Source organism: Paenibacillus sp. FSL R5-0517, from assembly GCF_037974355.1.
Lineage (GTDB): Bacteria > Bacillota > Bacilli > Paenibacillales > Paenibacillaceae > Paenibacillus.
Window position 1 is genome coordinate 3,216,726 of the sequence record NZ_CP150235.1, and the last position, 26,932, is coordinate 3,243,657.

The 26,932-nt window shown below is 44.2% G+C and carries 21 protein-coding genes and 2 pseudogenes; 15 read left to right on the top strand and 8 right to left on the bottom strand.

What is annotated here, in order from left to right; translation table 11 throughout:
• Positions 1-90 precede the first annotated feature (90 nt).
• Positions 91-462 carry an iron chaperone gene (locus MKX40_RS14410; protein ID WP_339242587.1) on the top strand — a complete coding sequence of 124 codons (372 nt, stop codon included), beginning with the start codon at positions 91-93 and terminating at the stop codon, positions 460-462.
• Positions 463-537: 75 nt separating this feature from the next.
• Here the strand turns inward: MKX40_RS14410 and MKX40_RS14415 are convergent, their stop codons facing one another.
• On the bottom strand, positions 538-1,518 hold the full coding sequence (locus MKX40_RS14415) for an aldo/keto reductase (protein ID WP_339242589.1): 981 nt from the start codon (positions 1,516-1,518) through the stop codon (positions 538-540).
• Positions 1,519-1,930: 412 nt separating this feature from the next.
• Here MKX40_RS14415 and helD point away from each other — a divergent pair, with 412 nt between their 5' ends.
• Entirely contained in the window at positions 1,931-4,348 is a 2,418-nt protein-coding gene (gene helD, locus MKX40_RS14420; protein ID WP_339242591.1) for an RNA polymerase recycling motor HelD, read from the top strand.
• Between the two features lie 178 nt (positions 4,349-4,526).
• Here the strand turns inward: helD and MKX40_RS14425 are convergent, their stop codons facing one another.
• The 3 genes from MKX40_RS14425 to MKX40_RS14435 form a co-directional block, all read right to left on the bottom strand.
• The gene (locus tag MKX40_RS14425; RefSeq protein WP_339242593.1) at positions 4,527-5,357 is read right to left on the bottom strand and encodes a carbohydrate ABC transporter permease; all 831 of its coding nucleotides are present in this window, start codon (positions 5,355-5,357) and stop codon (positions 4,527-4,529) included.
• Between the two features lies 1 nt (position 5,358).
• On the bottom strand, positions 5,359-6,231 hold the full coding sequence (locus MKX40_RS14430) for a sugar ABC transporter permease (protein ID WP_339242596.1): 873 nt from the start codon (positions 6,229-6,231) through the stop codon (positions 5,359-5,361).
• Between the two features lie 68 nt (positions 6,232-6,299).
• Positions 6,300-7,613 (bottom strand): ABC transporter substrate-binding protein, encoded by a 1,314-nt coding sequence (locus MKX40_RS14435; RefSeq protein WP_339242598.1) that lies wholly within the window; start codon positions 7,611-7,613, stop codon positions 6,300-6,302.
• A 206-nt stretch (positions 7,614-7,819) separates the two neighbouring features.
• On the opposite strand from MKX40_RS14435, the gene MKX40_RS14440 reads away from it, so the two are divergent.
• The 4 genes from MKX40_RS14440 (at position 7,820) to MKX40_RS14455 (ending at position 14,354) form a co-directional block, all read left to right on the top strand.
• Positions 7,820-9,583, top strand: coding sequence for a histidine kinase (locus tag MKX40_RS14440; protein ID WP_339242600.1), 1,764 nt, complete (start codon positions 7,820-7,822; stop codon positions 9,581-9,583).
• A gap of 16 nt (positions 9,584-9,599) precedes the next feature.
• A complete protein-coding gene (locus MKX40_RS14445; protein WP_339242603.1) occupies positions 9,600-11,126 on the top strand; it encodes a response regulator in 1,527 nt (508 codons plus the stop codon).
• A 243-nt stretch (positions 11,127-11,369) separates the two neighbouring features.
• On the top strand, positions 11,370-13,355 hold the full coding sequence (locus tag MKX40_RS14450) for a methyl-accepting chemotaxis protein (protein ID WP_339242605.1): 1,986 nt from the start codon (positions 11,370-11,372) through the stop codon (positions 13,353-13,355).
• A 243-nt stretch (positions 13,356-13,598) separates the two neighbouring features.
• Positions 13,599-14,354 (top strand): gamma-glutamyl-gamma-aminobutyrate hydrolase family protein, encoded by a 756-nt coding sequence (locus tag MKX40_RS14455; protein ID WP_339242607.1) that lies wholly within the window; start codon positions 13,599-13,601, stop codon positions 14,352-14,354.
• Between the two features lie 108 nt (positions 14,355-14,462).
• Here the strand turns inward: MKX40_RS14455 and MKX40_RS14460 are convergent, their stop codons facing one another.
• Together MKX40_RS14460 and MKX40_RS14465 are read right to left on the bottom strand one after the other, a co-directional pair.
• Positions 14,463-16,787 carry an MMPL family transporter gene (locus MKX40_RS14460; RefSeq protein ID WP_339242609.1) on the bottom strand — a complete coding sequence of 775 codons (2,325 nt, stop codon included), beginning with the start codon at positions 16,785-16,787 and terminating at the stop codon, positions 14,463-14,465.
• Positions 16,788-16,807: 20 nt separating this feature from the next.
• Complete coding sequence (locus MKX40_RS14465; RefSeq protein ID WP_339242611.1) at positions 16,808-17,455, bottom strand: TetR/AcrR family transcriptional regulator; 648 nt, start codon at positions 17,453-17,455, stop codon at positions 16,808-16,810.
• 236 nt (positions 17,456-17,691) lie between these two features.
• On the opposite strand from MKX40_RS14465, the gene MKX40_RS14470 reads away from it, so the two are divergent.
• From MKX40_RS14470 to nspC, 5 genes and pseudogenes are all read left to right on the top strand, one after another.
• On the top strand, positions 17,692-18,585 hold the full coding sequence (locus MKX40_RS14470; protein ID WP_339242613.1) for a TetR/AcrR family transcriptional regulator: 894 nt from the start codon (positions 17,692-17,694) through the stop codon (positions 18,583-18,585).
• A gap of 44 nt (positions 18,586-18,629) precedes the next feature.
• Positions 18,630-18,764: pseudogene (locus tag MKX40_RS14475) on the top strand (cytochrome P450); the annotation flags it as partial.
• 75 nt (positions 18,765-18,839) lie between these two features.
• Positions 18,840-19,040, top strand: a pseudogene (locus MKX40_RS14480) (nucleoside deaminase); the annotation flags it as partial.
• 551 nt (positions 19,041-19,591) lie between these two features.
• Positions 19,592-20,830 carry a saccharopine dehydrogenase family protein gene (locus tag MKX40_RS14485; protein ID WP_017688530.1) on the top strand — a complete coding sequence of 413 codons (1,239 nt, stop codon included), beginning with the start codon at positions 19,592-19,594 and terminating at the stop codon, positions 20,828-20,830.
• Between the two features lies 1 nt (position 20,831).
• Positions 20,832-21,959: a carboxynorspermidine decarboxylase gene (gene nspC / locus MKX40_RS14490; RefSeq protein WP_339243065.1), complete on the top strand. Its 1,128-nt coding sequence runs from the start codon at positions 20,832-20,834 to the stop codon at positions 21,957-21,959.
• A gap of 193 nt (positions 21,960-22,152) precedes the next feature.
• Here nspC and MKX40_RS14495 read toward each other — a convergent pair whose 3' ends face one another.
• Entirely contained in the window at positions 22,153-22,926 is a 774-nt protein-coding gene (locus MKX40_RS14495) for an SDR family NAD(P)-dependent oxidoreductase (protein WP_339242615.1), read from the bottom strand.
• A 111-nt stretch (positions 22,927-23,037) separates the two neighbouring features.
• Here MKX40_RS14495 and MKX40_RS14500 point away from each other — a divergent pair, with 111 nt between their 5' ends.
• Both MKX40_RS14500 and MKX40_RS14505 read left to right on the top strand, forming a co-directional pair.
• Entirely contained in the window at positions 23,038-23,394 is a 357-nt protein-coding gene (locus tag MKX40_RS14500; protein WP_339242617.1) for a MerR family transcriptional regulator, read from the top strand.
• A gap of 90 nt (positions 23,395-23,484) precedes the next feature.
• Entirely contained in the window at positions 23,485-24,357 is an 873-nt protein-coding gene (locus tag MKX40_RS14505; RefSeq protein WP_339242619.1) for a YitT family protein, read from the top strand.
• Positions 24,358-24,456: 99 nt separating this feature from the next.
• Here MKX40_RS14505 and MKX40_RS14510 read toward each other — a convergent pair whose 3' ends face one another.
• On the bottom strand, positions 24,457-25,131 hold the full coding sequence (locus MKX40_RS14510) for a cyclase family protein (protein ID WP_339242621.1): 675 nt from the start codon (positions 25,129-25,131) through the stop codon (positions 24,457-24,459).
• A 219-nt stretch (positions 25,132-25,350) separates the two neighbouring features.
• Here MKX40_RS14510 and MKX40_RS14515 point away from each other — a divergent pair, with 219 nt between their 5' ends.
• The gene (locus MKX40_RS14515; protein ID WP_339242623.1) at positions 25,351-25,545 is read left to right on the top strand and encodes a hypothetical protein; all 195 of its coding nucleotides are present in this window, start codon (positions 25,351-25,353) and stop codon (positions 25,543-25,545) included.
• 213 nt (positions 25,546-25,758) lie between these two features.
• Entirely contained in the window at positions 25,759-26,892 is a 1,134-nt protein-coding gene (locus MKX40_RS14520) for a serine hydrolase domain-containing protein (protein WP_339242624.1), read from the top strand.
• Positions 26,893-26,932 lie beyond the last annotated feature (40 nt).

The following is a 26,932-nucleotide window of genomic DNA, read 5'->3' on the forward strand; positions in this document are numbered from 1 at the left end:
CAGATAAGGGGTTTTGAATGAGATGTTCATGATAGAATGAGTTTGGACAGGGCAATTTAATAGTATATTTCATGATATAGGGGGAAACCAATGGAGACCTTTGCAGAATTTATAGCACGCATCGATAACCCGGAACACCAGGCACGAACGGAAGAAGTTTTGAACTGGATCACTGAAAGATTCCCGAATTTAAAACAAAAAATTGCATGGAACCAACCGATGTTTACCGACCATGATACCTTCATTATTGGTTTTAGTGTATCCAAGCAACATTTGGCTGTTGCTCCCGAGAAGGCAGGAATTAATCGTTTTTCGGAAGAGATCACTAAAGCCGGTTATGATCATACCAAAGAGTTGGTGCGAATGAAGTGGAAACAGGAGATTGATTATTCGTTACTTGAGAGAATGATTGAGTTTAATATCGCGGATAAGGCAGAATGTTCAACATTTTGGCGAAAATAAATTGCACACATAAAAGCCCCCCGACTTCCGGATGAGGAAATAGGGGGGTTCTCTCCATTTTTTTAGAAAAATTTACTATTGAGCACCTACTACAGGATGAGGTACATAAGGTTCTTCAAGGAATGTGACATCTTCTGAGGTCAACTTAACGGAAAGAGCACCTACAGCATCTTCCAGATGTGATAGTTTGGTGGCACCGATAATTGGAGCCGCTACAGTGTCTTTTTGCAGCAACCACGCAAGTGCGATGTGTGTACGAGGGACTCCGTATTTTTCTGCAATGAATGCAACCCGTTCAACCACAAGTCGATCTGCATCACTGGTCGCATTGTACTTGGATTTCTGAATTTCGTCTGTCTCGGATCGAAGGGTCGATACGGACCAGTCACGGGTTAACCTGCCTGAAGCAAGAGGACTGTAAGGAGTCACACCAATCTTTTCTTCCTTGCATAACGGTAACATTTCACGTTCTTCTTCGCGGTAGATGAGGTTCAAGTGGTTCTGCATGGAGACAAACTTGGTCCAACCATGTTTCTCTGCTACATGTAATGCCTTTTGGAACTGCCAAGCGAACATGGCTGAAGCCCCAATATATCTTACTTTCCCGGACTTCACCACATCATGTAAGGCTTCCATGGTTTCTTCAATAGGCGTATTGTAGTCCCAACGATGAATGATATACAGATCTACATAATCCGTTTCCAATCGTCTCAGGCTTTTATCAATCTCACTCAGGATGGCTTTTCTGGAAAGGCCAGAACCGTTGGGTCCTTTATGCATCTGTCCATGTACTTTGGTTGCAATAACGACCTCATCCCGATTAGCGAAATCCTTTAACGCCCGACCAAGGTACTCCTCGCTCGTACCCAGAGAATATACATTCGCTGTATCAAAGAAATTGATGCCCAGATCGAGCGCTTTTTTGATCACGGGGCGAGAGTCCTCTTCATTCAGTACCCACTGATGAACCCATTTACTGGCGTCTCCAAACCCCATACATCCTAGGCAAAATCGAGATACGTCCAAGCCAGTGTTACCCAGTTTCGTATATTCCATGTCATGTTCATATCCTTTCTAATGTTTATTATTGCCACCGGTCTGGTGATCTATTTACACCATTAGTATGTCATAACAAATGAACGAGCGGGTACCACATTTCTATCAAACTATTGCCTAATCTTCTCACAATCCCAGAATTCGTTAGATCGAGGACATAAAAAAAGATGCTCCTTGTAACTCAAGGAACATCTTATGCATTATCAATTATGAATGAACTCCAACTCAGACAGTGAATAAAAAGATTGAACTAGAAAAAACGCCATGATATAATCTATAGCGCAATTGACATTTTTATTAGGAACAAAGGGTGAATCATTATTTCTCCTAATTTAATTTTACATCCGACATTCCGATTTGTCAATGCTCTTTTTTGGGGTCCTAATAAATGGAAAAGGGAGTGGGTTCATTTATGGATAAAACCGTTGAATGGAAGTTGGAAGAGGAAAGATTAGTGCAGGTAAGGAGCAAGCTTCAGGCAAGACTCGACGACTTAGAACCAAAGGTTGAAGGACTGCATGAACAGGCAGCCGAAATTCGTAAACGGTTTTGGGAAGAAGTGACGATTAACACGGGTTCGTACACCGATTTTGAAGATGCCTTCTATACCATTAATCAGCAATCGAGAGTGTTGGCCGAGAGGGAACGTGGGCACAAGCTGTTAACGCAACAATGGAAAAATACAAAGAGATTACTTCCGACACCGTATTTTGGTCGCTTCGATTATAAGGAAAAAGGCATGACATATACTGAACAGATCTACATCGGCGTATCTTCCTTCATGGATGAAGATGGATTGAGCTTTCTCATCTATGATTGGCGTACGCCAATTGCGAGCCTGTACTATGATCACTCTCCGGGGCCAGCAAGTTATGACACACCTTCAGGACAAATCGAGGGTACGATGGAGCTCAAGCGTCAATTTCAGATCCAACACGGGCAGCTTCTTAGCATGTTTGACTCAAATGAGACGATCGGTGACGAATTGTTACAGCAAGTACTCGCCAAAGGTGCAGACTCACAAATGAAAAGCATTGTAGCAACCATCCAAAAGGAACAAAATGCTATTATCCGTGATGACCGAAGCCGTATGCTCATTGTTCAGGGAGCAGCTGGCAGTGGCAAGACGTCCGCTGCGTTACAGCGAGTGGCCTACTTGTTATACAAACACCGGCAGACCGTTAAGGCAGATCAGATTGTACTTTTTTCTCCGAATCCGATGTTTACCAGTTATACCTCCACCGTACTCCCGGAACTTGGCGAAGAGAACATGCAGCAGACCACTTTTCAGGAATATCTGAATTATTGGCTGGATTCCTCCTTACGACCAGAGGATGCCTTTGATCAGATTGAATATGTGCTGACAGCCCAGGGAGATCCAGGATATGAAGCTCGTATGGAGGCGATCAAGTATAAAGCTTCGGAGACATTCCTTCAAGTGCTCCAAAACTACGGGAAGTGGTTGGGAGGAGAGGGGATGCTGTTCAATGGGATTCGATTTCGGGAACGTGAGTTCATCACTGCGGACCGAATTAAGAACCAATTTTACAGTTTGGATCAAAATCTGACACTGTCCAACCGAATTCTTCTTGTGCAGGAATGGCTGCTGAGAGAACTCGTTATGCTGGAACGTCTGGAACGTGAAGCCGACTGGGTTCTGGAGGAGTTGAATTATCTGGATTCCGATGAGTATGTGGAAGCTTACGGTATGCTTCACAAAGAAAAGCCTGTGTTCGATGTCGCGGAAAAGTATGCAGCACGAGATAACGGTAATAACAGCGCAGAGCAAGATGAGGGTGCTTTTGATTTTGCAGAGCGCGAAGAGGAATTGCTTCGTCAGAAACTGGTGAAAAACATGTTTAAACCTTTAAGGAAGAGTGTGAGGAAATTCCAGTTCGTGGATGTGAAAGGGATATATGAACAACTATTTGCAGATGAAGCCGCTTATCGGAAACGAACGAATGGGGCAATCCCCCCGCAGCATTGGGCTGAGATATGCAAACAAACCAGGGAGATGATCCTCCAGAACAAGCTTTTCCATGAGGATGCTACTCCTTATTTATATGTAAAAGAACTGATCGAGGGCGTTCGGACGAATAGAGAGATTCGTTATGTCTTCGTGGATGAAGGTCAGGATTATTCAGCGTTTCAATACGAATATCTCAAGAAACTGTTCCCTCGTGCTCGCATGACCGTACTTGGAGATTTCGGGCAAGCCATCTTTATGCAGGCTACGGATTTAGCAGCGTCCAACTCTCCATTGATCCGCCTTTATGGAGAAGCTGAAACCACGTTGATCCGCCTGGTACGCAGTTATCGTTCAACCCAAGAGATTGTTGAATTCACGAGACACATGTTACCCGGGGGAGAAGAGATTAGACCCTTTGAAAGGAGAGATCGGAAGCCTCTTTTAACAAGATTTAAGGACGAGAAGCAGCGTGGTACGCGTATTCTGGCAGACATTACTGCGCTTAAGGCAGAGGGGTTCGATTCCATCGCTGTAATAACGAAGACCGCAGCTGAAAGCCGGGAAGCCTATGAAAGGTTACAGAGTCAAGGAGGCGAAGGGTTACAACTTATAACGAAGGATACACAGATTTTTGAAAAAGGAATCATGGTTATTCCTGTGTATCTTGCGAAAGGCGTCGAGTTCGATGCGGTCCTGGTCTATGATGCTTCACCAGAAGCTTACAGCCAGGAATATGATCGCAAGCTTCTATATACGGCTTGCACTCGAGCCATGCACCGACTTCAACTCTACACAACGAACGAGTGGTCACCGTTTGTGCAGGCGTTACCGGCGAATCTGTATGATACTTATCCCAAATAATAATCGTGAAGATATTACTGTTATTGTAAAACTTTATTACAGAACATTACTTCAAAAACAAACAAAGAAAGACCCGCCAATTAAGGTGGGTCTTTATGTTTATCTTTAAGCCTTTATAGATTGCTACATGAATTCCCTCGAATTCCTAACGTATTAGAGTTTTGCGAGAATATAGGGCTTACCCTTTAACTGCACCGGCAGTAAGGCCGCTGACGATATATTTTTGTCCAAATAGATACAGAATGAACACAGGCAACGAAGTAAGCACGAGATTGGCGAAGATCAGGTTCCAGTCCCGACTATATTTGCCGTAGAAATTGTAGATCGATAGTGGCATCGTCCAAGTGGAGCTGTCTGTCAGGAAGTATACCGGAATGGTGATATCATTCCAGACGGACATGAACACCATGATCGCTACCGTTGCGTTAACGGGCAGGATGAGTGGTGTGACAATGCGGAAGAACACACCGAACACACTTGCTCCTTCCAGAAAAGCCACTTCGTCCAGTGCTCGTGGAATGGTTTTAATGAATCCACTGTACAAGAACACGCTGAAGGCTGTATTTAACGCGGCATAGATCAGGATAACGCTAGTGATGCTGCCGTAGAACCCCAGTCCCTGTACAACCCGTATGGTCGTGATAATGGACATTGGCGCAATTAGTCCCATAAAGAAATACATGTAGAGGGTGCCGGATAGTTTGGTTTCCCGACGTGCCAGAATGAATGCCGCTGCAGAAGAAGCAACGATATTAATGATGGAAGATACGCCAGTAATCAAAATACTGTTGAAGAATGCTCGCGACAGACCGCCTTCCTGGAAGACACGAACATAGTTCGAGAACTGCCATGTTTCCGGGAAACTCAGGGAGAAGCTGAGCACTTCGGCGCTGGTTTTGAATGAGCCAAAGATCAGAATGACAAGCGGCAACAGAACGATAAGAGAGGCCAGAATCAGGAAGCCTTCCACGATATAGTTACGGATGGCGAGTTTGCGTGTATAGCCCATGTTATTCGGTAACCTCCTTACGCCGCATGAAGATCAATAGCGGTATAGCGATAATGGTAACGACCACGAACAGAAGGGTGTTGACCGCTGTTCCAAGTCCCCAGTTGCCTTCGCCGAAAGACCGCAGAATGATCGTACCTACGACCTGGGAAGCGTTACCCGGGCCACCACCGGTCATGACATATACTTCGGAGAATACTTTGAGTCCACCGATCAACGTCAGCATCAGGTTAATGTTAATGGCGGGCAGCAAGAGTGGCAGTGTGATTTTGAAAAAACTTCTCCACGAACTTGCGCCATCAATCTTGGCGGCTTCGTAATACTCCTGGGAAATGGACTGCAGGCCTGCCAGATAGATGGCCATCTGGAACCCGGCACTCTGCCAGATGGAGACAATGGCAATCGTCCAGATTACAATCGATGGGTTGGTCAGCCAAGCTTGGCTTAACGAATGTAATCCTACAGATTCCAACAAATTGTTGATGGTACCTTCGGTACGCAACATGGGAGTGAACAGAATGCTGATCACGAGTATGCTGAGAATGGAAGGGGAGTAGAATATCGCACGCAGCAGGTTCTTCGTTCTTAATCGCATGTTAAGTCCTACGGCCAGCAATAGGCCGATGACATTCTTGCCGACAACGGTGACAATTGCAAATATCGCTGTGTTTTTCAACGCCAGAATCAGCGTTTTGTCTGAGAAAATTTTCTCGAAATTATCCCACCCGATGAACTTCAACTCCAGCCGGTCTAACCGCCAATCCGTGAATGAGTAATAAAAAGCGGCGAGAGCAGGCACAACGAAAAAGATGGAGTAGATCAATAGTGCGGGAAATATCATGTAATACGAGTATAGATTTTTAGTCCTTTTCATGTCTCACACTCCGTTATAGCTAGGCAGCATAACAATTGATCATGTTATGCTGCCTTATATTTCACTCTTTAGAAACCTTCTACGCCTTTATCCTGCATCAGCTGACTAAACTTCTCATCCCAGGATTTGAGCACTTCGTCTGGTGACAATCCACCAGCGAATTGATCCTGCAACAATCGGTACAATTCACTGCGATCCACCAGCATGTATGCATCCGTTGTTAGCACGGTTTTCTTCGGCGTAATGTAATTGTCTACAATATCCTGTTTGTATGCCGGCAGTTCCGGAGTAGTAACGTCACTGAAATTGGATACGTATCCTTTGGAATCCACGATCTGTTGTGCGACATCTTTGGAAGCGATATAGTCGAGGAACTGTTTGGCTTCATCCAAATGTTTGGATTTCTTCGGAATGAACAGTTGTCCGCCGAGCGGACTTGCACCCAGACTGGCATTATCCGACGACGGAATCGGGAATACACCCAGTTCCATATTTGGATCTTGCTCGGCCACGCCTTCAATTAACCAATCACCCATAAACATCATGGCAACTTCCTTGTTCAGGAATTTACCTACTGCCATGTCATAGCTGTCGCTAAGTACATCGGTGTTGGTGTACCCTTTGGTGTACACTTCATACTGTTGTTCCAGGAATGTTTTGAATTCGGGAATATCGGACCATTTTTTCTTGTTACTGTTCAACTCATCAAAAAACGTCGGATCATTTTTGGCTACAAAATCGGCAAAAGCTGCAGCGGGCCAGATGTTGGCAGCCCAGGCATCTTTGTATGGCATGAATACAGGTGTAATGCCACTTGCTTTGATTTTTTCACAGATCGCCAGGAATTCTTCGTAGTTCGTTGGAATCGACAACCCGAGTTCTTCAAAGATTTGTTTGTTGTAAACTACCCCTTGCATCCCCGTATCCTGACTGACATGGAAGCTGTAGAGATGGCCGCCGGAAGAGAGGACGTCCTTGTTCACAATTCTGCTTGCCCAAGGTTCGTTGTCTAGAATCTCGAAGTTCCGTTCAAGGTTCAGGTCCGTGACAGCACTCGCCAGATTGTACTGAATGATATCAGGCGTTTCATCTACTGCCAGTTTGGTTTGCAATACTGTCGTCGTTTGTTCCGCAGGAATCAGCTGCAAGTTGACGCGAATGTTCGTTTGTTTTTCAAATGCATCGAGAATGTCCTGCTGAATGAAGGCAGAGTCCTGAGAACTTTTGGAGATTGCCAGCTCCAATGTGACCTTGCCACTCTTGCTGTCCCCGCCAGCAGCTGTACCTGAATCCGTATCTCCTGAACCACAAGCGGTTAATGAGATGGATAATAAACTGGCCAGAATAATGGAAATCGCCTTTTTTCTTTTTATTGTTTTCAATGCAAATCCCCCTCTAAAACGTGTAGTGAATCCGTTTACAAGTCCGATTATAGATTTTTTTCTCTCCTCGGTACATGTCTGTGCTTGAACGTTGATGTGTAAAATCCTGAACTTGAAATCGCTATCATTTCATGGAGTACCGTGATAGAGTAGACATCAATGTAAGGGATTTCACATCATGTCAGAACAGGAGGGTATCTCTAATAATGGCGAAGTTCATACATAAAACAACTCAATTCAGTTTGCAGACGAAGGTGTTTTTGACGTTTCTGGCTCTGCTTTTGTTTGTGCTGGGCTGTTTTATCGTTTATGTGAATGTGATCGTTGTCCGTCCGCTCAAATTGAAAACGGAGCAGGATACGCTCGTGACCGCTACGAAGGTAAGAGAACAAGTTGATCTCTATGTGGAGCAGCAGAACCAGATGTCACAGCGAATATTATCCAGCAAAAATATTTTTGCAGCCATGGACAAGAGCTCCTCAGCGCATAGTAATTATGAAAGACTGAAACAGATTCGGATCATTAAAGACATCATGTTCCAGGCCATCGGTCCGAGCATGAATATCAAGGACATGTCCATCTATGACAATCACGGCATTCTCCTGACGTCATATCTGGGTTCGGGTAATCCACCCGCCATCCTGAACACCCTGATGGAGAGTAGTCAGATCGGACGAGAGTGGACGGAAAGTGGTTTTGTTCTGCTGCGCCAAGTCGATACCATTTCCTTTGTTCGTACGATCAATGATCAGAATGGCAAGGTGTACGGTTATCTTAGCATTCAGATGGAACAAGCTTATATACAGAACCTTACGGAAGGCATTACAGCAGGGGAAGTCTATATTCTGAATGAACAAGGAGAGCAGATGACAGGTACGGAAGCTAGTGAGACATTTGCCAATTGGACAAAGCCTTCATCAGACGAGGGGTTAGATGTCGACAAAGACGACAATTACGTCACACATTCTATTTCACCGAGTACAGGTTGGATTACATACATCATAACGCCCAAAAAATCTGTCCTAGGCTCGATCCATTCTGTTCAGACGATGTCCATCCTGCTGATTACAGCACTGATGCTGGTGTCGTTCGTGTATATCTTCCTGTCGACGCGTAACCTGCTGCTGCCTATCCGCAAGCTACGTAGCCAGATCTGGCGAATGAACTACAGCAATATGAATCTGAAAGTGGATGAAACGCCGAAGAATAACGATCTATTGTTGCTGAATGAAGCCTTTCGGGATCTGATGGAGAGGCTTCAACAATCCATTGACCGGGAAAAATCGGCGCTTCATGAAGAAGTAAAGGCGCGTAATTCTGCGCTGCAAGCCCAGATCGCACCTCATTTTATTCATAATGTTCTATATCTGATCAGTATTGCCGCCCAAGAGGGGAAGACCAAAGTTGTATCCGATATGTGTAAACATCTCTCGGACAGTCTGCGTTATATTGTCTCTTCACCATACGCGCATGTGACTTTGGCTGAGGAGCTTCAACATACGAGACATTACCTGTCCCTTGTACAGCAAAAGTACGAGGAGGATCTGGAATGGGACATCTGTGCTGACGAACTGGCGAACGAAATCCGTTTGCCACGGTTGGTCATTCAGCCGTTTGTGGAAAACTGCATTGAACATGCCTTTGCCAACACTGCGCCGCCTTGGCATATCCGGATTACCGTGAAGCAATATAACGGATTATGGGCTTTGGAGATCAAGGATAACGGAGAGGGGTTTCCACCGGATAAGATCCAGGAGATTGTAGCCAATATTCAGGCATCGGGCTCCGGAATGAACCAGACGGCCGATCGTGCTACAGCCCTTGGTAATATGGGGATTATCAACAGTGTCAATCGACTCAAACTAATGTATAACAACCGACTCTTTATTAATATATTTAACAATCATTCGGAAGAGCAACATGGAGCAACGATTCAGATCATCGGCTCACTGACGAAAGATTTTTACTAGCGAGGAGGCATAGGCGATGTATAATGCGATGATTGTAGAGGATAGCAAGCCGATATTACGTAATATAAAAATGCTCTTGGAAACGCTGAGCTTTCCCATTCGTGTAGCGGCTACGGCAACGAATGGAGAGGAGGCTCTGGCAGCGATAAAGCAGTCATCGATTGATCTGTTGTTGACGGATATTCGAATGCCAAAAATGGATGGCCTGTCCCTGATTGAGCAAGCCAAGCTTGCCAACCCGGATCTGAAGGTCATTCTAATTAGCGGATACAGCGATTTTGAATACACAAGAAAAGCATTGAACCTGCAAGTGTTTGACTATTTGCTAAAACCTGTCGAACGAGAGGCGCTTGAAGAAGTCATGGGTCGGGTAATTGACCAACTTGATCAACAGATGTCCAAGGAACTGCTGGATCTGCAAGAAATCATTCATCCCCAATGTGAGACTACGCTCAAAAAGGGGGAGGATTTTCCGCCCTTATTCAGCCAGATGATGATGATTATGAGCAAACAACCCTTCACCGCAGGGAATGAACGATGGGTGCAGCTGGAGCTTGAGGCGATGGTGAAGGATTTTTTCCCATTCTATTCTTGTCGTGTGTACACCAGCCAAACACCATATCAATTTATTGCTTTTGTTAACAAGAGTGCACTTGAGGTGTATTCTTCCGTACACGAATGTCTTGAATCCTTGAGACGGCATTTGGTTGCGCATGACATCAATGCGATTATTGGAGGACAACTTCTATTGGCTGAGTCTGGTAATCTGCCTGAGCTCTATCACCGCATGTCGTCCATTATGTCTGAGCAGCAACGGTTGAAACAAGGAATAGTGTTGGATACCGGGAATCCGGTATCAATGGCTAGATCCGAGACAGGCTGTCTGGATTCGGTACTGGAATCTGTTTTTGTACAGATGATACAGGCCCGGCAGAAAGAACGGTTTGCTCTTAAGTTATCTGAATTGTTGAATCAATGGGCAGAGGAAAATGTACATATGACTGAGGTGGAACGGTTTATTGGATTGATCGTAGACACGTTTGCTCATCTGTACGAGGAACAGGGCTCGGGCATGAGATTGGGGTTGGAGCTTCGGGCAAAACAATTCGTCCAGGCACAGTCCTATGCTGATTTTTGCCGGGAACTGACGGAATGGACGGGACAGTGTTTCGATATGCTGCAATCCCACGTCCGCAAAAGCAAGGCGATCCTGTTCGAACAGATTGACGATTACGTAAAACTAAATAAATACTCTCCATTGTCGATCAACGACATTGCCATGAAGTTTCACGTCAGCCCGTCCTATGTCAGCAGAGTGATCAAAAATGAAACACAAATTACGTTTGTTCAGTATTACACCCAGCTTCGCATTCAGGAAGCCTGCAGACTGATGGAAAGCCAGCCGGACATGAAGTTTAAGGAATTATCCGATTTGCTGTCGTTTAGCGATCAGCACTATTTCTCCAAGGTGTTCAAAGAGTATACGGGGCTAAGTCCTACCGAATATAAACAACAGATGCTTGGTATAAAGAACCAATCATAGCTAACAAACCCTTTTTATTTATGCTATAATACGAAACAAATACGGCTTGTTACTGAATTCATTCAGGCAATACCTATGTATATACATGCTCAACGTTTCTTTGGGTGTGTACATATATGGGTTTTTTTGCGTTTACTTGCCGGTTGATTCTACTAAAAATGGATACAGAGAGGAAGATTCACTTTGGAAAAAGAAAAGAAAAAAAGGTCATTTTATAAGAAAGGAGGAGCCAGTTTACGATTAATGAGTACTAGGCTGATTGCAGCTTTCCTTGCGGTGCTTATTATCCCAACTACACTTATCGGTTATTTCTCGTATCATAGTGCCAAAGATCAGGTGCAACAAAAAATGACAGAACCCATCAACACAATATTAACGATGACAGGACAGCATATTAACAATCTGGTAGGGGAAAAAGCAGAATTATTGAGTTATATAGACCGTATCTATAGATCCTCGCCCGGTCAGGCGAACATCGAAGCGGTACAAGTAGAAATCGAGCAATTAGCTGATACATATCCTGATATTCTTGCTATAACTGTGGGTAACGAGCAAGGTGATTTCATATCATCTCCAGCAGTAGAGGATGCAACATATGATCCACGCAGCACAGAGTGGTATACCAATGGTGAAAGTAAGAATGGATCACTCTATTTTTCGAGCATTATGAAAGATCCGGTATCCGGGAAGATTTATGTAGAAATTTCAAAGGCTCTTTCAAATCAACATGGTGTAGCAAGTATTAAACTTGATCTGGAGCAATTAGCCAAAGAAATATCTGAAGTGGATGTAGGAGGTAATGGGAGCCTGATTGTGGTTGACGCCAATCGAACCATCGCGGCTTGGTCCGGTGCCATTGTAAAAGGTGGGGGAGGAGAACTTGGCGGAGCGCTGATCGAAGGAATTCCAGTTCATCCGAATACGGCTTCAAGTTCCGAAGAACCGATGGCATTCTCCCAATTTGTTAGAACGGATCTGGCGTATGATTTGGAGGTGTATAACGGTGTTAATGCTTTGACGGGATGGAATGTCATTGCTTTGATGGGCCATGAGGATTTTATCGCCGCAGCGAAACCCATCATGGTATCGAGTCTAATCGTCATTGCTGTATCTGTAATGATTGCCGGAGTTATTATTTTCTTCATTCTGAGATCTTTTATTGTACCCATGCAAAAACTGCGAAAGGCCACTCGCAGCGTAAGAGAAGGGAATCTGTCCGAACGGGTTAATCTTAAAACTGAAAATGAATTTGGTATATTAGCCAATGATTTTGACCAGATGACCATTTCCCTTCAATCGGTGGTTGCCGAACTTCATCAGACGTCATCGTTGTTAAGTCACTCTTCCCAAATGATTCAGGAAAGCACAGAACAAACCACCCAATCGGTTCAACATGTGGCGGAAACCATGCACCAGACTGCGGAATCAGCTATGGTTGGGGCGGAAAATGCGGAACAAACCGCGAATGCCGTAGAAGAGATGGCGAGAGGCATCAGTACAATTGCAGAATCTGCGAGTGCCATCGTTGATTCCGCTGAAGAGACGGAGCGCGCTGTTGCTAATGGCGGGAAAACCATCAACCAGGTCGGAGAACAAATGGAACATATTCTCGGAGCTGTTGAAGAAACCTCGGCATTGATTAATGAGCTGTCCAGTCTGTCCGCCGAAGCCAATCGAATGAATGAAGCGATTGCGGATATCTCTCGGCAAACTAACCTTCTGTCACTGAATGCCTCTATTGAAGCATCAAGAGCAGGAGAACACGGTAAAGGTTTTGCTGTCGTTGCTGGTGAGGTGCGTACGTTATCCATGCAATCCAAACAAAGTGCGGACGACATTGGCGCTACCATTGGCAAAATGCTTGATCTGATTGCAAAATCCACCTCCCTTATGAATGATAAAGTTCGCAATCAAGTTGGTGAGGGAATGCGGATCAGCCAAGAAGCTTCTGCAACCATATCCAACATTGAACAATATACAACTCATATCGTGGATCAAATTCAGGATATATCTGCTGTCTCAGAACAGTTGTCAGCCAGTACGGAGGAAGTCTCGGCTACCGTTGCCGCGATGAGTCACATCTCTAAAGTGTCGGCTGATAGCGCTCAGACAACTTCAGCAGCAGCCCAAGAGCAAATGGCGGCAATGGAGGAGATATCCGCATCTTCTGCACAGCTATCCAAAACAGCAGAGAATATGCAAGAACTGGTTCGCCGGTTTAAGCTCTAGATTAGAAGTAAGTAAGTTTGAAACGAAACGTGTTAAGCAAAAGGCGTTCCCCAAAAGGAGCGTCTTTTGTGCGCTTAGCTGAGAGAGAGGAGTAGGAATGTGATCACTCATCCTCAACATATCCTTTCCAGCATTCCGGATGAAACGAGTTCGCAGACAATAGAGGTAGGATAATGCAATAATTCAGTGAATTTATATATGAAGAGATCTGATAAAATGAATGAAAAGCTGGGAGGTAAAGCCATGAAAAAGCCCATGATCGGTGTACTGCCTTTATATGATACTGACAAAAAAAGTTACTGGATGCTTCCGGATTATATGAACGCAATAGAGGGAGCAGGTGGGATTCCGATTATGCTGCCTTTGACAACGGATACCGATATTATAGGAACATTGGTTAATGAATTCGATGGCTTCCTGTTCACCGGGGGACATGATCTCAATCCGGAGCTGTATCATGAGCATGCAGAGGTCGCCTGTGGAGAGTTATGTATTGAACGCGATATGATGGAGTCGGTATTATTACAAAAGGTAATTGAGCTTGATAAGCCAGCCTTTGGCATATGCCGTGGACTACAATTATTTAACGTTGTTTTGGGTGGTACGTTGTATCAAGACATTCCGACTAGCCTTCAACTTCATGTGAACAAGATCGTTAATCATAAGCAAAGTCCGCCGTATACGAATCTTGTACATGATGTACATATTGAGAAAAATAATATCCTATACGATATTTTGCAAACAGATAAGATAAAAGTAAACAGCTATCACCATCAGGGGATCAAGATGTTAACGGATAAATTAACGGCCGTGGCAGTCGCTGAAGACGGACTCGTCGAATCCGTGGTCATGCCGAACCGTTCATTTGTTTTAGCTGTGCAGTGGCATCCAGAGTACAGCTACAACGTAGATGACTGTAGTCAAAAGTTATTTACGGCGTTTGTTAATGCTTCTCAATCCCCGCGCTATAATGTCCATATTGAAGATATCACTGCATAATCTGGAGCAGAGAAAAGACCTCCTGTTTATAAAACATAGGAGGTCTTTGTAATGGTGAATCTAGTCGTGATGATGAGTAATCCTGGTATTACCATTGAAGTAGACTGATTATTTTAATCCAGACTTGGTGTTGGCTTGTTCTTCAGCATGAAGGGAAGCAATCAGCTTCTCGCCTTCAACATCCAGGTTTGGCAGAATGCGATCCAGCCATTTCGGAAGAGCCCAAGCTTTGTCTCCGAAAATAGCCATGATGGCTGGAACCAATCCCATACGGATGATGAAAGCATCGATCAGAATGCCTACGGCCAAGGTGAAACCAATCTGCTTGATCATGACATCATCGGTGAAGATAAATCCTGCAAATACAGAGACCATGATCACTGCTGCGGCAACAACCACGCGACTGACCTGATTGTACCCATGAACGACGGATTCGGTTCCGCGATGACCGTGGACATATGATTCACGCATCGAGCTAACAAGGAAGACTTGATAGTCCATTGCGAGGCCATACAAAATACCTGTCACGATGATCGGCATAAAGCTCAGCAACGGTCCGCCGGTATCAAAACCAAAGAGCGAATGCAGCCAGCCCCATTGGAATACAGCAGTCGTAATCCCGAATGTAGCCAGGATACTAAGCAGGAAGCCAATTGTTGCTTTGATAGGAACGATGATCGAACGGAATACGAGTAACAGGATGATCAGCGATAGCAGGATGATAATACCTACATAAATAGGGAATACCTGCGCGAGTTTAGCAGACATATCAATGTTAACAGCCGTAAGACCCGTAACTCCAAGCTTCACATCATAGGTCTGTGCGATACTCGAATCAGTCGATCGCAGATCAGTGACCATTGTTTTAGTGAGCGTATCGTTAGGACCCGTTTTTGGAATGAGACTAAAGATAGCCAAATCTTCTGTCATTCCAAGCGGTGTAACCTGTGCTACGTTGTTTTGACCTTGCAGCTCCATCATCAGACCACCCAAGAGTTCCGGCGTGACTTTGGCAGAAGATTGATTAGGCTCTGCGACCAGAATAAGTGGTCCGTTGAATCCTTCTCCGAAGCCTTCCGAGATAGCATCATAGCTCTGTCTTGCATCCGTATCCAGATTCGCTGAGGAAGCGCCAGGGATACCCATTTCCATTTTCGAGATAGGTATCGCGGCAAAACCAAGAATGATGATAATCGCGATAATGGTAGCCCAACGATTCTTGATAATGAATTTCACCCATCTATCCGCAACTCCGTGACTAGCGGCTTTAGGATGTTTCGTGCTTTTCTCACGAGCTTTGGCTGAACAGATGCGTTCTCCTACCAATCCCAGCAAAGCCGGCAACAGGGTTAAAGCAACAAATACGTTGATGAGTACAGTGGCTGCTGCAACCAAAGCCATCGTAGACAAGAATGTGAGACCAATGACGAGCATACCACATAGTGCAATAATGACGGTTAACCCCGCAAAAAATACTGCGCTGCCCGATGTACCAATGGCTCTGGCTGTTGCTTCTTTGGCGCTCAAGCCTTGATCAATGATCATTCGACGTTGGCGATTAACAATGAAGAGAGCGTAATCGATTCCAACAGCCAATCCAACCATGAGAGCCAGAACGGAAGTGACACTTGGCATTTCAATGAATTTGGAGATTGAGAATGCTCCACCTACTCCGATCGCAACACCCAGTAGTGCAGTAATCAGAGGCAGACCTGCTGCAACAACGGAGCCGAGTGTGATCAGCAATACGATTACAGCAATGACCAGTCCAACAATCTCTGCGGAGCCGACCCCAATCGATACCGCTTTGAGCGTTTCGCCTGGCAAGACCGTAATATTGGTTCCTTTTTCTACTGTCATAACGGATTGAATAACAGAGTCAAATACATCCTGCGTTATGGCAGACTGCTCGATTGTAAATTGGAACTGGAACAGTGCAATACTGCCGTCTGAAGAGATCAGCATACCAGGTACAGGAACACCATCCACCATCAAAGGTCCGTAGGGAAGAGGCGTGGTTGTTGCGGATTGAGCCGCACCCGCAGACTGAGCATTCTGAGCCATCTCAGCAGAAGCCCCTGAATTACTCGCTTCAGCTGCATAATCGGCAGGGTTAAGGACTTTGTCTAATGCGTAAACTTCATTAACACCTTTCATCATGGCAGCCAAACGTTCAGGTGTATCCAAACGCTCGTTGTCCGGTGCTTTGAACACAACACTTCCTTGACCGCCGGAGGCGGCTGGCAATTCTTTTGCTAATTGATCCAGAACCTTCTGCGACTCTGTGCCTTCAATCTTCATTTCAGAACTGATGTGAATACCATTGATACCAATCATGGAGATGACAATTCCCAGAATTAATACCCAGCCAATGATAAAGTAGGCAGGTTTGCTAAAAGCGGTTTTCCCCACTCTGTATAGTAATGTAGACATATCTCTATTTTACACTCCCTCTATGATGAATGTGGATGGTTGGCATGTTCGAATCCTGCCCGCAAATGACTAAACGTCGTTTCCAAAAATTGATCGAAGGTGATAGCACCGGGCTTGGTATCTTCAGTAAAGACTTGTCCGGGCAGCAGCACATTGAGTCTTCCATCAATTAATGGCAGTATCGTTCCATATAGTGCGTTAATTAGAAGATAAGTATAGATCTCGTCATACTTCCCGTTGGATAAGTCTAATAAGGTATCTTGTGCCTGCGTCTGCATCCGGTGCATAGCTCCGAGGTAATGAGGTTCAAGCACGGGATAGGTATGGGATAGCGAGAGTAGCTGATGAAGCCTTCCAATTAGTTCTGTTGTAAGTTGCATCTTGATCAGGTCATACAGCAAGTCTAACAAGGAGGCGTGTTCAGGCATTTCGGTAAGTAACTCTTCGAGTTCCGTTGTATTCTGAACGGATATTGCGCCTCTTGCTACGGCTTCTTCTTTACATGTGAAGTAGTTAGCAAATGTTCTACGTGAACAACCCACTTGATGCACGATATCTTCGACCGTAAAGCCATCAAGCCCGTGTTCAAGGGTAAGTTCAAACGCTGTAACAGCAAGCGCTTTTTCAGTTGCTTCTTTCTTCAAATGTCGCAAGTTTCGTTTAATCATTGTTCTCCGCTTATGCGTTCACCTCCCACACCATGACTATGGTTTAATTCTTTTTAACAAGAGCACACTTACTGAATATGCACTTTGTGAGGTTTATCATAACAACAAGTTGCTCATTGTGCAAATTTACTCATTGTGCAATTATTTTACATGACCTTTATACTGCGAATCAATGCTTCAACTCCTGAGGAATTGAATGGTATAATCAATAGAAAAACTTGGGGCGATAACGAGATATGAGTAGTCGTAGACAAAGTTTATTGGAAACAGCACTTGCACTATTTTTAGAGCATAGCTATGCAAATACAACAATCCAGATGATCTTGGATCAATCGGGTGTATCCAAAGGCACATTCTACAAATTCTTCAATTCTAAAGAAGATTGTTTATATTCAATTATTGATCAGCGCATGCAAGAGGATGTGTTCATTCGCAAAGAACTTGAACAAAATCACTATACATCGGATTACGACTTGCTCGTAGATCAGATTGCGATTCCTATGTCTGTACCTAATAAAGAGCGAGTATGGGAATTATATTGGACGGGGTTTTATTCCGGAGAGATTAATTCAGCCAAACTGGCTACAGTTCACCTCAAATGGCTGTCTACACGCTTGATTCAGGTGTACGGGAATGACATTAGCTTATATGCCCACGAAGGGGCAATATTGTGCTACGGCATATTACATCAGATTGCCAACACCTCAAGAAGTCTAAATACGCAAAAACCAGTATGGAGCGAAGTTGTTCCAAAAGTGTTAACCTACATTGAAGTGATCCTAAGAACGATGCACCAGAGAAATGAACATATTTTCGATTTTCAGTCACTCTATTTCCTGAATGCCGATGAGCGCAACCATGATATGGGTCTGGACATCGATGATATATTAAAAGATTTTGATGAGTTCAACAAACACGTTCAAAAATCCAAGGAATCGGAATCCTTGAAGCAACTTTCGAAGGGACTTTTAGGGCTTTTACAAGATAAAGAGGATATAAATATTCCTGTGATCGAAGTGGTGCTTCAAGCGTTTCACAAAGAGTATAAATCCAGTGCATTTCAATCCGAAGCCAATAGAGTGACCGAAGCCTGTTGGTGGTATTTGGAACTGGTGAAACAACGTTATTAATATGGGGGTTGGCTAATGGCCGACCTCTTTTTTTATGCTTTTTCCGCTTGAATGAGGATGAATTAATATCCATGATCACATTATTAATATTTGCTGGACATGAGACAACTTCCAATCTGATTACAACCGGCTCTTATCTTCTCCTGACACATTCCGAACAACTGGAACAACTTAAACAAGATCTGAATCAATGAGAAATGATTATAAGCAATGATATATTTGAGAACATCATTTATATATTGGAGGTAAACAATATGAATAAAGATGAACTTTTTATGCATAAAGCCATTGGGATTGCTCTGCACACTTTTTGTGACCCTACGCATCATGCAGAAATTGGTCTTATCCGAAAATATTGTTCCGAACATCATGTATTTGACCTCAGCGAGTACACTCTGTATACAAGTTGTGAACCGTGTGTAATGTGTTCCGGTGCGATGGTTTGGTCGAATCTGAGGAGGCCGGACAAAAAAAAATTTGATAATTGCTTGATTTTTTTTTCAACGTCTGATAGTGTAAGACCTGTGATTTTGGGAAGTTGATTTATCAATATGAATTAGAGCTTTCCAGCAGATAATTTTTGACCACTTCACCAAGAAGTTAAGGCCATACGGACAGCCGGGTCAAACGCCGATTGGCAACTTACGTTGCTTTATTGATTGAGTTCAAAGCTCAAATTTTATAAGTTGGTTACTTTACAACCAGTGCAATTGCACATCAACTTGTGAAACGGTCAATAAGAGTGGTAAAGGCGAATTATTTGCTATATAGACTCTGATCCAATATTGATATACATGAAGGAGCTTTCCGCCAAAGGAGTTCTTGTGAACTTTTTTGGTCATGGAGACTTCACGTCTTTTTTATGATGTATATCGATAAGCAAGTGTGATGATGCGCGATTGCGGGCATTTTTCACCTTGCTTTTTTTGTTGTCTTGTTGTTGTCATCGTATCAAACCAAATTAAACCAATTAAAAAAAATACATATTGGGATAGGAGAATGTAAAATGGGAAAAGCACTAATCATCGGCGCCGGCGGCGTTGCTTCCGTGGCAGTACACAAATGCGTTCAAAACAGCGAAGTTTTTGAGGAAATCTGCATCGCGAGTCGTACAAAATCCAAATGTGATGAACTCAAAGCCAAGCTGGACGGCGGAAAAACTAAAATTACGACAGCACAAGTAGATGCTGATAATGTTGACGAACTGATCGCTCTGATCAATGAAGTTAAACCGGATATCGTTATGAACCTGGCTTTGCCGTATCAAGATCTGACCATCATGGATGCTTGCCTTGCAACGAAAACAAATTACATGGACACAGCAAATTATGAGCCACATGATACAGCGAAGTTCGAATACAGTTGGCAATGGGATTACAAAGAGCGTTTTGAACAAGCAGGAATCACTGCTTTGCTCGGTAGTGGATTTGACCCAGGCGTGACAGGCGTATTCTCCGCTTATGCCCTGAAGCACTACTTTGACGAGATTGAGTACATCGACATCTTGGACTGCAATGGTGGCGATCACGGTTATCCGTTCGCAACCAACTTCAACCCTGAGATTAACATTCGTGAAGTTTCTGCGAACGGAAGATACTGGGAAAATGGTGAATGGATCGAAACGAAACCGATGGAAATCAAACGTGTCTACGACTTCAAAGAAGTTGGCGAGAAAGACATGTACCTGTTGTACCATGAGGAACTGGAATCTTTGGCGAAAAACATGCCAGGTCTGAAACGCATTCGTTTCTTCATGACATTTGGTCAAAGTTACCTGACTCACTTGAAAGCACTTGAAAATGTGGGCATGACTTCAATCGAGCCTATTGAATATGAAGGCAAACAAATTATTCCACTGCAATTCCTGAAAGCAGTACTGCCTGATCCAGCATCCCTTGGACCACGCACTGTAGGTAAAACAAACATCGGTTGTATTTTCAAAGGTAAAAAAGATGGTCAAGACAAAACATACTATGTTTACAATATCTGTGATCACCAAGAGTGCTACAAAGAAGTGGGTTCCCAAGCAATCTCTTACACAACAGGCGTTCCAGCTATGATTGGTGCGGCCATGGTCATGACAGGCAAATGGAACAAACCAGGCGTATACAATGTAGAAGAATTCAACCCGGATCCATTCATGGAAGAGTTGAACAAATGGGGTCTCCCATGGGTAGAAGACTTCAACCCGGTACTCGTTGATGAGCTGCCAGAAGAAGTTAAAGAATCGGAGCTTGTTCGTTAAAATGCGGTTCGAGCAATTACCGACACCATGTTTTGTTGTTGACGAGGCGCTTATCGAGAGAAACCTGAAAATCCTGAACGGTGTTATGCAGCGTACAGGTGCCAAAATCGTGCTCGCTCAAAAAGCATTCTCCATGACTGCGATGTATCCGCTGATTGGAGAATACCTGAGCGGTGCTACGGCGAGCGGTCTGTATGAAGCACGTCTGGGTCACGAGGAAATGGGCAAAGAGAATCATGTCTTTGCTCCGGCATACCGCGCAGAAGAGATCGACGAGATTATCTCCATCTGCGACCACATTATTTTCAACTCATTTTCACAGCTTGCAAAATTCAAGGATAAGGCGCTTCAGGCTGGCCGTAAGGTCGGCTTGCGCGTCAATCCTGAATGCTCTACCCAAGAAGGGCACGAGATCTATGATCCGTGTTCTCCGGGTTCACGTTTTGGCGCGAAACAAGAGGATTTCCAAGCAGATCTGTTGGAAGGTGTCTCCGGACTGCACTTCCACACACTGTGTCAGCAAAATTCTGACGATCTGGAGACTACGTTGAACGCGGTTGTCGAGAAGTTCGGACAATGGTTGCCGCAAATGGAATGGATCAACTTCGGTGGTGGACACCATATCACGCGTGAAGATTATGATATTCCAAGGTTGGAAGCTTGCATCAAGCGTATGCAGAATGATTATGGCCTGGAAGTATATCTGGAGCCGGGAGAAGCTGTTGCGCTGAACGCGGGTTATCTGGTGACTTCAGTGCTGGACTTCCATAAAAATGGCATGGACATCGCCATTCTGGATACTTCAGCTACATGCCATATGCCGGATGTGCTGGAAATGCCATATCGCCCGCCGCTGATCGGTTCGGGAGAAGTGGGCGAGAAAGCTCATCTGTATCGCCTAGGTGGACAAACCTGTCTGTCTGGGGACGTGATTGGGGATTATTCATTCGATCAGCCTTTACAAGAAGGTGACCGTCTGGTATTCGAGGACATGGCGATTTACTCTATGGTGAAAACCAACACGTTCAACGGCATGCCGCTTCCAGCGATTGCAGTCAAAAGAAAAGACGGCGATTGCGAAGTTGTTCGCGAATTCGGATATCAGGATTTCAAAATAAGGCTGGCATAAACGTTCATTATATAGAAGGTATTAATACAGAATTGTTTATAAAAAAGAAGGGAGCCTGGAGACAGGTTCCCTTTTTAACGTCCAATGATGTTTTAATGACTAGATGCAATGATGTTTATCATCGATGTCTATCAGTAAGGTTAGGTGATGTCTAAATGGAATCAGGCGACTCGGTTTAAACATCAGCTTCGGGTTAATTTTGTGGTTTTGAGGCTGCTCTTGCGGCGTAAGGAAAGATCGGTTCTCTTAGCTCAAAGTCATAGGTCATGCCATCCACAATGCCGACTACACTCTCACTGTCATACAGCTCCAATAGAAAACCAGCCATTTGTTCCGCCGTATGGAATTTAGGAACTCTGCCCTCATATTCAAACTCGTCTACATTAAAGGAATGTTTCGCAAATTCCGTCTCGGTTGCAGCCGGAGCGAGCACTTTGGCTTGCATTGCTGCATTCTTGCCTTTCAACTCCTGCGCAAGCCCTTCTGTAAAGGCACTTACATAGAACTTGGTTGCACAGTAAGTTACTGCATCGGCTACAATGGTATATCCTCCACCAGAGGAAATATTAATGATCTGTGTGCCATCGACATCTGCATAATCACGTACATACAGGGAAGAAAGAATCGTAAGAGCTTCTATATTTAGATGAAGCATCTGCTCAATTTTGGGCAGGTGTTGTTCGCCAACAGAAGCAAAATTCCCGAATCCGGCGTTGTTGATCCACGTCTCAATGGAATAAGCCTGAAGACTTTCATAGAATTCATGTACATTAGCGGCAATGGACAGATCAACTGTACGAATGACAACATCCAGATCAGGATTGATTTCAGCCACTTTTCCTTTTAACTTGTCCAATTCATCGGTTCTGCGTGCTGCCAGGATCATATTTTTGCCACGAGCTGCAAAAGCTAAAGCCGCTTCATATCCAATACCTGAACTGGCACCGGTAATCACTGTGTATTTCATGGGAATTCCTCCTGGATCTGATTTCATTTTTTATTGTGATGTGAGCACGAGTTGATTATACTGATTAGAGCTTACTCTAAGTCAAGCTCGAATATAGAGGGGAGGTTAACCATGCATACCATTGGTGAAGTGGCCGAGTTACTCCATATCAGTGCACATACGTTGCGTTATTATGAGAAAGAACAGATTGTAACACCTCTCCGAGATGCGAGTGGAGACAGGCGATACAACGAGTCCCACCTGAAATGGCTTCAATTTGTGATCAAATTAAAAGAGACTCAGATGCCTATTGCTACCATTAAGAAGTATGCATCCTTATTCCAGGAAGGGGAGCATACAGCGGGAGATCGGCTAAAGTTGCTGGAGGATCATAAAGAGTCGATTCAAAAACAGATGCATATCCTTAACACAGCCGATGAGATGCTTGAGCATAAAATCTCGTCGTACCGCACGTTCATCGGGCAATGATGTAACACACACAATGCCGATCTATTTGCCAAAACAGTGATTTTTATTATAGACTGTTTTTTATCGGTTGTTCATCAAGGAGGAAATGGAATGCATCAAAACAGAAAACAAAAGTCAAACAAGTTAAAGATCCTCTCCAAAGTATTATTGATTATCATTGGGGGATTTATAACGGCTTATGGCCTGGAAGCCATATTGATCCCGAATAATGTCTCAGATGGTGGTGTCACAGGTCTGAGTATCGTAGGATCACAGCTGTTTGGATTACCGCTGGGGATGCTCATCGGGATTATTAATATTCCGTTTGTATGGCTCGGGTACAAGCAGATTGGTAAAAGCTTCGCGTTATATTCAATCATCGGTATTGCTTCACTGGCGATCAGCACCAGTCTGATGCACCATGTACCAACGATCATCGAAGGGGATACCTTGCTCGTTACGGTGGTCGGCGGGATTATCATCGGTTTCGGTATGGGTCTTGCATTACGTAATGGCGGGGCATTGGATGGCATAGATATGCTGGCTGTACTTCTTTCGCGTAAAGTCCCTTTTGGAACCAGTGATCTCATTCTGTTTCTCAACATGTTTGTCTTTATTGTCGTTTCTACCGTGTTCGGTCTGCAAGGAGCGATTTTGTCAGGACTTGCGTATTTTATTGCTTCCAAAGTAATACATATTGTTGAAGAGGGATTAAGCGGCTCCAAAACGTTTAAAATTATTACCACTCAACCTGAGATCATGGTTGAAACCATCCGTGACCGTCTAGGTCGTGGTGCAACGTACACCGAGGCGTATGGTGGATACTCCAATGAACAATTCAAGGAAATTACTTGTGTCATTAACCGGATGGAAGAGAGCAAAATTAAAGATATCATTCATGAAATTGACCCATCTGCTTTTGTAGTTGTATACGATGTAGCTGAAGTAAGAGGTGGCAATTTCAAAAAGAAAGATATTCACTAACAACGTAATCACTATAAAAAAACGCGCCAGAGATGATCTCTTGGCGCGTTTTTTTGGTATACACTACATATTGTTTATGAATACTTCGGGCTGCTCCAGCTAACATTTTTCAGTGAAAATGGTACTGAAACTGCTGTCAACCCCTTCAACAAACAAAGGCACAGCATAAACAACACCGATATCTGATAAATCCTGGTTTAAATTCATATCTTCAATGACTAGAATGAATTTGCCATCCACACGATCTTTTCCCAGGATCTTCTGATGAAAAGCGATAGCTTCATCCTCATGAAGTGAAGATCCCGCAGAGATCATATCCATGCCGATTGCTCGTAGTGAATCAAACACCATGAGGTAACTGGCAGCTGATGCGGCAAACCCAGGGTTATGATCACTATAACGAACAGGGTCTGAGGAACGAAGCTTCCCAAAACCTGTACGTATGAGCAGCAAATCAGAGCCTGCAATCAGGTGCTCATAGGGCTCCAGGTCGGCTTTGGTAATCAATTCGTCATCACTTTTGGGAATGTCGAGGATCGTAGGATGAGAGAAAATAAAATCGTCTAATGGAAGCTCACTCAGTTTTTTGCCTTTGGGATTAAAGTGCCAAGGCCCATCAATATGAGTGCCGCTATGGTTGAGGGATGTGATGATAAATTGGTTATACGGGTCCCCTTGAGCTATGCTTGATTGCTGCTGGATCTCAACTGGGGGATTATCTTTATATACGGGAGTATTTACGCTAAGCGGATAGGATAAGAGCAGACGTTTCATTAGTTGTTCTCTCCTCTGTAATCGATGTGCACAGTTCTGAACAAGCACCCTCTCCATAGTGAAACGGCTAAACATGCTCTTTCACTTATTGATTGCTAATGGAAGCTTGAGCTCATTTTATGTAAGGATTCTGAACCTCATGCATAACTACAGTTCACTTATGGAAAACTTCTGTAGTGCGAACAAATAATATGGTTTCATTAATGGGAGGTTAGTATAATGACAAATCAGGACCCGCAAGAGCTTCTGAAGCAAAAACACGAGCTGGATGAGCAAAAAAAGCAATTCACTCATTTTTCCCGAAATATCTCAGGTCATGGTGAGGTTGAAGCTGGCCAAGAGTTCAGTGTTGACCGTGTACCAGATGATCAAAACCGTATGAAATCGGTTGAAAACAGACGCGGCGAGGTCTAAAAGTTCAAAATTAAGCTGATCCTTTAGGGGATCGGCTTATTCATGCGAAGCTTTGTAACACAGAGGACTGTGTATGGTAGTTGCACAAAAGAGAGGATATAGAAGGTGGTCAATCGTTGTAAAAGGTCGTATATTATTACTATGTGGATTGTGGAGTGAACATGGACCACATCGCAAAATGATAAACGATTTTACATAGAAGGATGGGAAAAAATGGACTTTAAACCACTTGCTACATTTATTGACCGCATGACATCCTGGCGTATACCGTGGGCAGAGGTATTGGTGATGCATCGAAATGATACTGTTTTCCATTATCGTAATGGTTACGCCAATCTGGAGGACAAAACGCCTATTAGCGATGGAGCAATCTTCAATCTATACTCCATGACCAAAATCATGACCTGTGTGGCAGGACTGCAACTAGTGGAGAAAGGTGAAATACTGCTAAGTGATCCACTTTCCGATTATTTGCCCGAATATGCCGATATGACGGTGAAGAAAACGATGGTAAACGGAGAGGTTCGACTGGAAAAGGCGACAAGAGCCATTACCGTACGCGATTTGTTCACCATGACCGCCGGATTCTCCTATGACGTAGGTAGTCCAAGTATTCAGGAAGCCGTAAAAAACACCCACGGAACATTGCCAACACGTGAATTCGCGAAAGCGCTAGCGAAGGAACCGCTTTTGTTTGAGCCAGGAACACATTGGAATTACAGCATGTGCCATGATGTGCTCGGAGCCTTGGTGGAAGTCGTCAGTGGTAAAAGCTTTGGTGCGTATCTCCGGGACGAAATCACCGGACCACTTGGTATGAACGACACAACGTTCAATCTGAACGATGAGCAGCAGAAACGCCTTATTCCGCAATATGCATACAATGACGAACTTGAAAAGGCTGTACGTATGGATGGGAATGGATTCCGTGTAGGTACCGAGCTGGAGAGCGGTGGCGCTGGGTTGTTATCAACCGTCAGCGATTATGCACGGTTTCTGAACGCGCTTACTGGACGTGGTACGAGTCCTGAAGGTGTGCGCATTTTGTCACAAGCTTCAGTGGAACTGATGCGAACGGATCATCTGAACGAGATGACTCGCGGTGATTATTCGTGGGATCATATGTATGGATACGGCTATGGACTAGGTGTCCGTACACATATCTCGAAAGCACGCAGTGGTTCGCTGAGCCCGCTTGGTGAATTTGGATGGAGTGGTGCTGCTGGTTGTATGGCTATTATTGATCCGGATTCAGAGCTTACGGTCATGTATGCCCAGCATTTGCTGAACAGTCAGGAAGGATATGTTCAACGACGCTTACGTAATGTGATATACTCCTGTCTATAAATTATATCGTTTTCGAATATGGAAGAAGAGCCGCTAATCA

Excerpts from the sequence above, each read along its gene's own strand:
- nspC (WP_339243065.1), top strand. The coding sequence starts at position 20,832 with ATGCGGTTCGAGCAATTACCGACACCATGTTTTGTTGTTGACGAGGCG.
- MKX40_RS14450 (WP_339242605.1), top strand. The coding sequence starts at position 11,370 with ATGAGTACTAGGCTGATTGCAGCTTTCCTTGCGGTGCTTATTATCCCA.
- MKX40_RS14510 (WP_339242621.1), bottom strand. The coding sequence starts at position 25,131 with ATGAAACGTCTGCTCTTATCCTATCCGCTTAGCGTAAATACTCCCGTA.
- MKX40_RS14465 (WP_339242611.1), bottom strand. The coding sequence starts at position 17,455 with ATGATTAAACGAAACTTGCGACATTTGAAGAAAGAAGCAACTGAAAAA.
- MKX40_RS14515 (WP_339242623.1), top strand. The coding sequence starts at position 25,351 with ATGACAAATCAGGACCCGCAAGAGCTTCTGAAGCAAAAACACGAGCTG.
- MKX40_RS14440 (WP_339242600.1), top strand. The coding sequence starts at position 7,820 with ATGGCGAAGTTCATACATAAAACAACTCAATTCAGTTTGCAGACGAAG.
- MKX40_RS14460 (WP_339242609.1), bottom strand. The coding sequence starts at position 16,787 with ATGTCTACATTACTATACAGAGTGGGGAAAACCGCTTTTAGCAAACCT.
- MKX40_RS14455 (WP_339242607.1), top strand. The coding sequence starts at position 13,599 with ATGAAAAAGCCCATGATCGGTGTACTGCCTTTATATGATACTGACAAA.
- MKX40_RS14430 (WP_339242596.1), bottom strand. The coding sequence starts at position 6,231 with ATGAAAAGGACTAAAAATCTATACTCGTATTACATGATATTTCCCGCA.
- MKX40_RS14425 (WP_339242593.1), bottom strand. The coding sequence starts at position 5,357 with ATGGGCTATACACGCAAACTCGCCATCCGTAACTATATCGTGGAAGGC.
- MKX40_RS14500 (WP_339242617.1), top strand. The coding sequence starts at position 23,038 with ATGCATACCATTGGTGAAGTGGCCGAGTTACTCCATATCAGTGCACAT.
- MKX40_RS14415 (WP_339242589.1), bottom strand. The coding sequence starts at position 1,518 with ATGGAATATACGAAACTGGGTAACACTGGCTTGGACGTATCTCGATTT.
- MKX40_RS14505 (WP_339242619.1), top strand. The coding sequence starts at position 23,485 with ATGCATCAAAACAGAAAACAAAAGTCAAACAAGTTAAAGATCCTCTCC.
- MKX40_RS14485 (WP_017688530.1), top strand. The coding sequence starts at position 19,592 with ATGGGAAAAGCACTAATCATCGGCGCCGGCGGCGTTGCTTCCGTGGCA.
- MKX40_RS14445 (WP_339242603.1), top strand. The coding sequence starts at position 9,600 with ATGTATAATGCGATGATTGTAGAGGATAGCAAGCCGATATTACGTAAT.
- MKX40_RS14520 (WP_339242624.1), top strand. The coding sequence starts at position 25,759 with ATGGACTTTAAACCACTTGCTACATTTATTGACCGCATGACATCCTGG.
- helD (WP_339242591.1), top strand. The coding sequence starts at position 1,931 with ATGGATAAAACCGTTGAATGGAAGTTGGAAGAGGAAAGATTAGTGCAG.
- MKX40_RS14470 (WP_339242613.1), top strand. The coding sequence starts at position 17,692 with ATGAGTAGTCGTAGACAAAGTTTATTGGAAACAGCACTTGCACTATTT.
- MKX40_RS14495 (WP_339242615.1), bottom strand. The coding sequence starts at position 22,926 with ATGAAATACACAGTGATTACCGGTGCCAGTTCAGGTATTGGATATGAA.
- MKX40_RS14410 (WP_339242587.1), top strand. The coding sequence starts at position 91 with ATGGAGACCTTTGCAGAATTTATAGCACGCATCGATAACCCGGAACAC.